This window comes from Aureimonas sp. N4, assembly GCF_001463925.1.
GTDB classification, from domain to species: Bacteria; Pseudomonadota; Alphaproteobacteria; order Rhizobiales; family Rhizobiaceae; genus Aureimonas; species Aureimonas ureilytica_A.
In genome coordinates this window covers 1-9,488 of the sequence record NZ_BBWS01000045.1, presented here as the reverse complement: position 1 = coordinate 9,488, position 9,488 = coordinate 1, and the positions used below count along the sequence as shown (strand labels likewise).

At 63.8% G+C, this 9,488-nt stretch carries 8 protein-coding genes and 1 pseudogene; 8 read left to right on the top strand and 1 reads right to left on the bottom strand.

Translation table 11 applies throughout. The annotated features are described in order from the left end of the window. Nucleotides 1–270, bottom strand: a pseudogene (locus AUL28_RS14275) (modification methylase); the annotation flags it as partial. Between the two features lie 447 nt (nucleotides 271–717). Between AUL28_RS14275 and AUL28_RS23040 the strand changes: the two are divergent. From AUL28_RS23040 to AUL28_RS14235, 8 genes are all read left to right on the top strand, one after another. Further along, nucleotides 718–909 (top strand): helix-turn-helix domain-containing protein, encoded by a 192-nt coding sequence (locus tag AUL28_RS23040; protein WP_058636146.1) that lies wholly within the window; start codon nucleotides 718–720, stop codon nucleotides 907–909. 308 nt (nucleotides 910–1,217) lie between these two features. Further along, nucleotides 1,218–2,258, top strand: a complete 1,041-nt coding sequence (locus AUL28_RS14265) for an HD-GYP domain-containing protein (protein ID WP_082640475.1) — start codon at nucleotides 1,218–1,220, stop codon at nucleotides 2,256–2,258. A gap of 257 nt (nucleotides 2,259–2,515) precedes the next feature. After that, a complete protein-coding gene (gene treS, locus AUL28_RS14260) occupies nucleotides 2,516–4,570 on the top strand; it encodes a maltose alpha-D-glucosyltransferase (RefSeq protein ID WP_244493531.1) in 2,055 nt (684 codons plus the stop codon). Between the two features lie 108 nt (nucleotides 4,571–4,678). Beyond that, on the top strand, nucleotides 4,679–5,701 hold the full coding sequence (locus AUL28_RS14255; protein ID WP_192843466.1) for a DUF4424 family protein: 1,023 nt from the start codon (nucleotides 4,679–4,681) through the stop codon (nucleotides 5,699–5,701). A 396-nt stretch (nucleotides 5,702–6,097) separates the two neighbouring features. Then, on the top strand, nucleotides 6,098–6,472 hold the full coding sequence (locus tag AUL28_RS14250; protein WP_058636143.1) for a CidA/LrgA family protein: 375 nt from the start codon (nucleotides 6,098–6,100) through the stop codon (nucleotides 6,470–6,472). Beyond that, nucleotides 6,469–7,203, top strand: coding sequence for an LrgB family protein (locus AUL28_RS14245; protein ID WP_062233783.1), 735 nt, complete (start codon nucleotides 6,469–6,471; stop codon nucleotides 7,201–7,203). Before AUL28_RS14250 ends, AUL28_RS14245 begins: the two co-directional genes overlap by 4 nt. A 306-nt stretch (nucleotides 7,204–7,509) precedes the next feature. After that, nucleotides 7,510–7,875 (top strand): hypothetical protein, encoded by a 366-nt coding sequence (locus tag AUL28_RS14240; protein ID WP_062233780.1) that lies wholly within the window; start codon nucleotides 7,510–7,512, stop codon nucleotides 7,873–7,875. A gap of 194 nt (nucleotides 7,876–8,069) precedes the next feature. Further along, the gene (locus AUL28_RS14235; protein ID WP_374701422.1) at nucleotides 8,070–8,876 is read left to right on the top strand and encodes an endonuclease III domain-containing protein; all 807 of its coding nucleotides are present in this window, start codon (nucleotides 8,070–8,072) and stop codon (nucleotides 8,874–8,876) included. The last annotated feature ends 612 nt before the right edge of the window (nucleotides 8,877–9,488 follow it).

Sequence of the window (9,488 nt, the reverse complement as noted above, 5' to 3'; positions counted from 1 at the left end):
GGCGAGCAGCCAGGCCCGCGTGAAGGCGTCATAGGCCTCGAAGCTCTCGAAGCGGTCCCACTCCTCGGTAACGGCATCGACGCGTGACTGGTCGGGGCGCGTGAGATCGCCGCCGAGCTGAAGATTGTAGGGCGGGTCGGCGAAGATGGCATCGACGCTGCCGGCGGGCAGCGCGGCCATGCGGGACACGCAGTCGCCCTTGATGATCGTGTCGAGCCATTCGGGCTGGCTTGGCGAGAGGGCCGGAGCCCCCGCACCGGCGAAGCCCAGCGGCGTGCCTGCGCCCAGGCGCTCCGCTGCGGGCGCGGCCTTCGACGCTGGCACTGCACGAGACACGCGAACCCCACCGGACCTGGACATAGCGCCACCACCACCCACTCAACGCGACAACACCGCGCAATCACACCGGGCCACAGCTCCAAATCACCGCCGCCCCTCATGTGCTTATGGTTACCGAAGAGGGTTAAAAGATCGTTCCGCTTAAGACATCGGTGACTCTTGCGGCATCACGAGAGGCGACCTCACAGCCTCACGGAGCCCGTTTGGATTCGGGGCAATCGGCCGCGCCCGCTCGAAAACGGGGCAGATTGACCCGAAATGCAAGACACGAGCCGCAAGGCCGCGGAAGGCTTCCATTCGGCTCCCGATGTCGAAACAGGCGCCAGCGCGTTAGAAAGCGCAGCGGAGACGCGCAGACCGTTTGAAGAAAGGAACAGGATGGCTTTGGGAGACAATGTTCGCCGCTTGCGGACGACGGATGGAGAAACGATCGAGACTTTGGCGCGCGCCACGAACCTGCCGGTTCAGATGCTGAAAGCCGTGGAAGATGGAAGGCGCGATATTCCGCCAAAGGCGCTCTTGCGTCTGGCTCAGCATTTTCGTGTCAAGCCGGACGATCTTCTAGGCTGACGTTCGACCGCGACTCGGCCGCATGTTTCACGTGAAACAGAAAAGGGTTGAAAACCCTTTAACGCTGCCGCTAATTTTTGACCCACCCCTTCTCAGAACGCTCGGCTTTCGGCTCCCGTCGGCGCGGCCCACAAGATTTCGCCATTGGAAACGCCCGCATTCCCCAAAGGTAGAAACGCAGGCTAGTGGCGATCGGCCACGCGCAGACGTAACGGCTCATGAACCAATACAGGCTATCCTGATCGATATTCCAGGGATCCTTGGAATTTAACTCAGTATCACCTCCTCCTATATTAGCCAGACTCGCCATGATCCGACAGATATCGCCCCATGATGCAAGATTGGGAATGTATATTGTGGGCTTCGATGGCAGTTGGACGGATCACCCGTTTTGGAAAACGCAGTTCCTGCTGACCAAGCCAAGGGATTTGGCTCGGCTTCAAGCCAGCCGTGTGGCGTCCGTTATCATTGACGACAGCAGAAGCACGCCGGTTCGACCATTGGCCGTCGAGGGGCAGAAGGCAGCCACCATCGGCGCAGGCGCGCCCTCGAAACTCACGCTGTCGCAGCTCACCTTCCAACAACGCCGGGCCGAGCGAACGCTGCGCAACTGCAAGCAGGCGATGAGCCGGCTGATGGGCGACGCGCGCATGGGCCGGAAGGTCGATCCGCATGTGGCGCTCAGCGTGACCAAGGAAATCATCGCCTCGCTCAACAGCAATCCCACCGCCCTGATCGGCCTCACGCGCATCAAGTCCACCGATTCCTACACATTCCTCCATTCCGTCGCGGTGAGCGCGCTGATGGTGCGCTTCGGCCGCCATCTCGGCATGGATGAAGGGGAACTGCATCTCATCGGCATGGCGGGCCTCGTTCACGACGTGGGCAAGGTCGCGATCCCCTCCTCCATCCTTCTGAAGCCCTCGGGCTTGACCGAGGCCGAGATGGACCTGATCCGCACGCATCCGGAGGAGGGATGCCGCATCTTGAGCGCCCATCCCGACATGCCCGAGCTTGTTCTCGATGTCTGCCGCCATCATCACGAACGCCTCGACGGCACGGGATACCCGGACGGGCTGGCGGACGAGGAGATCAGCCATCATGCGCGGATCGCGGCGATCTGCGATATCTACGACGCGGTGACATCGGTGCGCCCCTATCGCAAGGCTTGGCATGCGGACGAGGCGCTTTCGCGCATGTTCCAGTGGCGTGGGCATCTCGACCCTGCCCTTCTGGCCGAGTTCGCGCGATGCCTGGGATATGATGAGGCGATTCCGCTGGAATTCCGCGAGACTGGGGAGCCCGGCGCCACGCAGGCCGTCAACGGCTATTCGGACCCCCGTCTTTGATCCGAGCCCGTTCATGAGTGAGGCGGGCTCGGCCTTTGAAGCCGACTCAGTCGCACTGAAACACCGCTTGCACTAATCCTTCCGCGCGTTCCCGATCCGCGCAGACGCCTCGCCGAACGGTTTCCCGAATACCTTCGCTCACGAAGAGATCGGCATCGTCAAGACTTGAAAGATCGTGCTGGCGCGGAAACTTCCCCTCCGGGCCACGTTTGGTCCTTCCGCATCAGGACGACACGAGGGCCGCCAGCGATATGCCGATGAACGAGACCATTGAAGCGCTTGTCGAAATGTCGATGCTGCGTCAGGCCAAGTCCGCCGCCGAGAAATATGGCGGCCAGGGCCGGCTGTGGCAGCGCCCTTATGCCGAAACGCGCCCGCGCGTGGCCTCGGCCGTCGCGCCCGTCTGGTTCACCGCCTATCCCGCCTCGATCGTGACGCGCGACGGAAACAGCGTCCTGTCCATGCTGGGCGAGCAACGGCTCTGGTCGGCGCTTTCCTCGATCGGCGTGCGCGGCATCCACACCGGCCCGATGAAGCGCGCCGGCGGCTACAAGGACGGGCGCTACTCGCCCACGATCGACGGCAATTTCGACCGGATCAGCTTCGACATCGACCCCGCCTTCGGCACGAGCGAGGAATATGTCGCCCTCAGCCGCATGGCGGCGGCGCACAATGCCGTCGTGATCGATGACGTCGTGCCGGCGCATACCGGCAAGGGCGCCGATTTCCGCCTCGCGGAAATGAAATATGGCGACTATCCCGGCCTGTATCATATGGTCGAGATTCAGGAGGAAGACTGGGCTCTCCTGCCGGACGTGCCCGAAGGGCGCGATGCCGTGAATTTGCCCCCGCCAATCGTCGATACGCTGCGCGAGAAAGGCTATATCGTCGGCCAGTTGCAGCGCGTCATCTTCTTCGAGCCCGGGGTCAAGGAAACCGACTGGAGCGCCACCGGGCCGATCGTCGGCGTCGATGGCACGTCGCGCCGCTGGGTCTATCTCCACTACTTCAAGGAAGGCCAGCCGAGCCTCAACTGGCTGGATCCGTCCTTCGCGGCCCAGCAGATGATCACGGGCGATGCGCTCCACTCCATCGACCAGATGGGCGCGCGCGGCCTGCGCCTCGACGCCAACGGCTTCCTCGGCGTCGAAAAGCGCACGGACGGGCCGGCCTGGTCGGAGGGCCATCCGCTGTCGGTGGTCGGCAACCAGCTTCTGGCGGGCATGATCCGCAAGGCCGGCGGCTTTTCCTTCCAGGAATTGAATCTGACGGTGGACGACATCGCCGTGATGTCCAAGGGCGGGGCGGACCTGTCCTACGACTTCATCACGCGGCCCGCCTATCAGCACGCCCTGCTCACCGGCGACACCGAGTTCCTGCGCATGATGCTGCGCACGGTGCATGAATATGGGATCGACCCGGCTTCACTGATCCATGCGCTCCAGAATCACGACGAGCTGACGCTCGAACTCGTGCATTTCTGGACCCTGCACGCCAACGACATCTACACGTTCCAGGGCCAGACCTGGCAGGGCCGCACGCTGCGCACGCATATCCGCGAGACCATGTACGAGAAGCTGAGCGGCCCCTCGGCACCCTATAATCTGCGCTTCGTCACCAATGGCGTCGCCTGCACGACGGCGAGCGTGGTGGCGGCCGCGCTCGGGATCAGCGACCTCTCGACCATCGGCGACGAGGAGATCGCCGCGATCCAGAAGGCCCATCTCCTGCTCGCCATGTACAACGCCTATCAGCCGGGCGTCTTCGCGCTGTCGGGATGGGATCTCGTGGGCGCCCTGCCGCTCGAGCCCGAACAGGTCGCCGACTTCATGCGCGACGGCGACACGCGCTGGATCGAGCGCGGGGCCTACGACCTGACGAATGCCGCGCCCGGCTCGCGCTATTCGGCGGGCGGAATGCCACGCGCCCGCTCGCTCTACGGCTCGCTCTACGAGCAGTTGGAGAACCCGGACTCCTTCGCCTCGCGCCTCAAGCGCCTGCTCCAGGTCCGCGACGCCTATGGCATCGCCGCCGCGCGCCAGACCGCCATTCCCGACGTCACCAGCCCAGGTCTTCTCGTAATGGTGCACGAGTTGCCGGACGGGCGCGGCACGCAGTTGACGGCGCTGAACTTCAGCCTGAACCCGGTGGAAGAGGTGATCGAACTCTCCAACGTGCGCCCGGGCCCGGTGGTGGACATGATCGCCGAAACGATCGAAGGCGATCTGGGCGAGGACGGCAAGTTGAAGATCTCGCTCGACCCGCACGAGGGCCTCTCGCTGCGCATCGTCGGCGCGCTGCCGACGCTCTGACACCCTCCCCGCCGGCCTCAGAAGCCGGCGCGCCATGGCGAAACCGCCGCGCCCGCGATAGGCTTGCAGGCGCGGCGCAAAGGGGGGGATGGGCCTATGAGGAACGGGATGGGAGCACGGGCCGGTCAGGCTCTGGCCGGGGCGTTGCTTTTCGCGCTGCCGCTCGACATCGCGCTTGCCAACGACACGATGGCCCAGCTCGGCACGCAGGGCCTGACCTTCGTGCGATCCGACCGGATCGAGATGCGCTCGGAAGATCTCTTCGTCTCGCCCGACGAAATCCGCATCACCTATCAATTCCACAATAATGGCCCCGACGACGAGGACGTGCTGGTCGCCTTTCCGATGCCCGACATCGAAGGCAGCATGGATTTCATGACCAGCGTGCCGACGGACGATCCGCAGAATCTCTTCGGCTTCACGACGACATTCGAGGGAAAGCCGGTTTCGGCGACCCTCCACCCTTACGCCTTCGCGGCCGGGATCGAGCGGACGCAGGTTCTCCTGGATCACAAGATTCCGCTGGCGCCGCATCTCGCCGCCACGCACGACGCGGTCCAGGCGCTGGACGAGCCGACCAAGCGAACCCTGCGCGGGCTCGGCCTCGTGATGCCGACCGAATACGAGGAGAACGGGAAGACCCGCATCGACGATATCCCGATCTGGCTCCTGCGCTCGACCTATAGCTGGCACGCGACCTTCCCGGCGGGGAAAACCGTCACCGTCGAGCATCGCTACAAGCCGAGCCTCGGCGCGACCGCGGGCGTGAGCTTCCTGAACGAGACGGAGGACGGGCCGGCTCGCTTGGCCGCCACCCGCCAGAAATATTGTCTGGGCGATGACATCGTCACCCGCCTCAAGGCCTCCGGCGTCAAGGACGGCGTTTGGACGAGCTATCCCTATGTCGAGAACTGGATTTCCTACATCTGGTCCACGGGTGCCAACTGGGCCGGGACGGTTGGCCATTTCACGCTGACGGTGGACAAGGGCAACCCGAAGAACCTCGTGTCCTTCTGCGGCGAGAACGTCCGCAAGATCGGCCCCACCCTTTTTCGCATGGAAGCCGAGAACTGGTCGCCACCTTGGGGGCGCGAACTCGAAATCCTGCTTCTGGTGCCGCAGACGCCCTGACGAGCCGGTCGACGCCGCTCCGGCGATGCGTTCGCACCGGACAAGATTTTGCGGGTTCGGCGAGCCCGATCTTTTGAGGCAGGCAGCGCAAACCTGACGTTTCGCGCATCGTGTCGGGCTGTCGCATGAGCTTGGCTCCGTGTCTCGCATCGCCTCCGCTCCGCATGAGGGATTGAAATTTTCCCCATCGTCTGCCGCTCGCGGAGTTCGTCCGAAGACTCTGGATTGGCGCATAGCGAGATGCAAAGACTTGCACTGAATGCATAGGAAGGATGCCGCCGGGGCGTCTTGCGGGACTTGGGCCGAAGCGCGATCTTGGCCGCCACCCGGCGCTGCGCCCGTCCAGCGAAAGCCGGGCGCTCCACGCTGGTTTCCCGACAATCCCGAAGGCGGATCATGCTCTACGGCCTCTTTGTTCTTCTCACCTGCCAATTGCTGGGAGAAGCCATCCGCCACGTAACCTCAGGCCCGGTGCCCGGCCCGGTGATCGGCATTCTCCTGCTGATCGTCTATCTCGCGCTGTCGGAGCGGTTTTCGAACGAACGCGTCCAGGCGCGGACACGATCGGTGGAGGAAGCGGGGGACGGGTTGCTGCTGTATCTCGGCGTGCTCTTCGTGCCGGCCGGTGTCGGCGTCGCCGGCAAGCTCGATCTGATCCTGCAGAACGGGTTCGGCATCGTGCTGACGCTGGTCGGCTCGACGGCGATCACGATGCTGGTCACGGTCGCCGCCTTCCGTCTCGTGCGCCTCGCCTCGGAGCGGCGCTCGTGAACGCCGCGCCCGCTCCCGTCAGCCTGTTCGAGCTTTGGGTCTATCTGTCGGCCAGCCCCCTTCTCTGGCTGACCGTGACGCTCGGCGCCTTTCTTCTGGCCCGGCGTCTGGCCGCTTTCACCGGCTTCCATCCTCTGGCGAACCCGGTGCTTCTGGCCATCATTCTCGTGGTCGCCGTTCTGGAGGCGAGCGACACGCCCTATGTCACGTACTTCCAAGGGGCGCAGTTCATCCATTTCGCGCTCGGGCCGGCCACCGTCGCGCTCGGCGTTCCGCTTTATCGCAACCGACGCGTCATTGCCGAGACATTGGCCCCCATCATTGTGGCGCTCTTTGTCGGCGCGTCTGCGGGCATTGCTTCCACTGTCGCGCTCGCGTCTCTCCTCCATCTCCCCTCGTCACTGGTCCTGGCGCTGGCACCCAAATCCGTGACGGCCGGCATTGCCATGGGCATCTCGCAAGGGCTCGGCGCGGACCCGACACTGACCGCCGTCTTCGTGATCGCGACCGGGGTGATCGGCGCGATCATCGTGACGCCCTTGATGAACGCGCTCGGCATCCGCGACTATGCAGCGCGCGGCTTCGCGGCGGGCCTCGCTTCGCATGGTATCGGCACGGCGCGCGCCTTTCAGGTGGACAATGTGGCCGGGGCCTTCGCCGGCCTCGCCATGGCGCTGAACGGCCTCGTCACCGCCCTTCTTGCGCCGCTTCTTCTGAGCTGGCTTCTGTAACGCGAAGGGCAAGGCATCGCCGGCCACGCTCGGCGCTTCGCCCTCCCTCCATGCGCTGTGAACACCGCGTCCGGCGCCCCTAGAGGGCGCGACAGCCTTCAATGGCGGACGCCCAAACTCCTTCCCCCTCCGTTCAGAGGGAGCCCGAAGCCCGCTTGAAGCGTTGAGGGTAAGGCAGCCATAAGCCCATCCGGCGAGAGACCGGCACCGTGCCTGCCTTTTTGGTCGGCCCCTCCGGCCTCCGCCTCAATTCGGATCGGATCGGCGGCAAGATCGGCCCGAGCCCCGCGAAGGAGATTCGCAACCATGACTGCGCGCAGCATCCATTCCCTTCTGGCCGCCTCAGTGGCCTTTGCCCTCCTGTCGGGCGCGGCCTTCGCGCAGGTGCCGCCCCCCGCCCCGCCCGTTCAGGCGCCGCAAGCTCCTCAGGCCGCAGCGCCCGACGAAGAGGCTCCTTCGCCGGCCGAAAGCTGCACGGTCGATCCCGCCAACCCATCGGCCGGGACCACATCGGACGAGCAGATGCTGACCGATCAGCTCGATGATTGCGAAAGCGTCCTCATGCCCCAGATGGATGGCGATCCCGACATGGCTGCCCCGGTGCCCGATCCCGATCCGAACACGACGCCGGTGATCCCGCCCGGTGCCGTCGCGCCGCAAAGCGCCAAGTAGCAGCTTCCAGACCAGGAAAGCTCGGCTGAGCAATTCGAAGGATCAGGCGATTCTTCGCTTGATCCTCATATGATCGTCACTCGTCCCAGCCGGACCTCGCCTCGAACGCCGCAAGCCTACGAGAGCCGTCCTTGAGTCAAAGGGCCGCGGGGGCGCTAGTGGAACGCTGGGCCGCGCCGGCAAATTTCCCGTATATGCGCCCGAACGATCCAGCCCCTGTCCTTTTCAAGCCTGCGCCAGCGCGGCGGCCGCGCGCAAAAGCTTCCACCGCCTCTTTGCGGGAGCCCGCTCCCGCCGCCGAGCCGGCGCGGGCTCCACCTGACGAGGCCCTGCGGGAGAAGGCGCTGGAGGTGCATCGCCGGCTCTGCCAGACCTATGAATGCCCGATCCCCTATTTCCACTCGCTCGATCCGGTCAGCGAGTTGATCTCCTCGCTCCTGTCGCATCGCACGCGCAACGCCGATTCCGGGCGCGCCTTCAAGGCTCTGCGGGCTCGCTTCCCGGATTGGGATGCGATGATCGAGGCCGAGACGGGAGAGGTGGAAGAACTGATTCAGGGCGTGCGCTGGCCCGAACTCAAGGCTCCCCGGCTTCAGGAGATCCTGCGAGCCCTGCGCGATCGCCAAGGAAAGCTCGACCTCGATTTCCTGGCCGGCTTGGAGGTCGAACCCGCGCGGCGCTGGCTGGAAGCCCTGCCCGGCGTCGGGCCGAAGACGAGCGCGGCGGTTCTGTCCTTCTCCGTGCTGCGAATGCCGGCCCTACCGGTGGACAGCCATCATCACCGCGTCGCCCAGCGCCTCGCACTGATCGGGCCGAAGGTGGATGTCGGCCCGTCCCATGCCATCCTGCGGGCGCAGCTGCCGGCGGACTGGAGCGCGCAGGCGCTCTATAACAACCACGAAATCCTGATGCTGCACGGGCAGAAAATCTGCCACTATCGGCGGCCGGCCTGCGACCGCTGCACGCTCACCGACCTCTGCCCCAGCGCCTTCAAAAGGTGAGTCTGCGAGCGAGGTATAGTTGATAATTAGCGCGCTAGATCGACACCCGCGTTGCATTTAAATTCGGCCGCGTTCTGCGGTTGAGGTAGGGCTGCGGCTGCATCTCGCTCGGCTTGGCTTGAGCATGTCGGCTTGGTTGGGAATTGATACCCCTTAGTCGACATACATCTTAGAATAGTTCTATCCCGCAGGCTTTGATTCTGATCAACAGTAACAGCTTGAGCAGGGATATTCACTACCCCTATTTGGTTGCAGGTTGTCTGATTGCCTATGCTCGTACACTGCGTTGAACCCGGGTTATAATATCCACCAGACATGCTAGTAGACATTTCTGCCGGAATTTCCCGGATGGCTGCAATCTTACACATATCGTAATCAGCCTGCCTCTGAGACAGTGTCGAACCTGCCTTATATGCCGATGGTGCTGATACGCAGGCGCTTAATGTAGTCAAACCGGCCAAAAAAAGATGCTTTCGCATTTCCCACCTTTATTCGTTCACAATGCAAGGGTGAGGAGCGCCTAACTTGGTGTCAACCCGAAGCGTAAGGAACCAGCGCTAAAGTTGTAGGAAAAGCCGCCGAAAGGTTTTCGGTTCGGGGTTGGAGACGCCT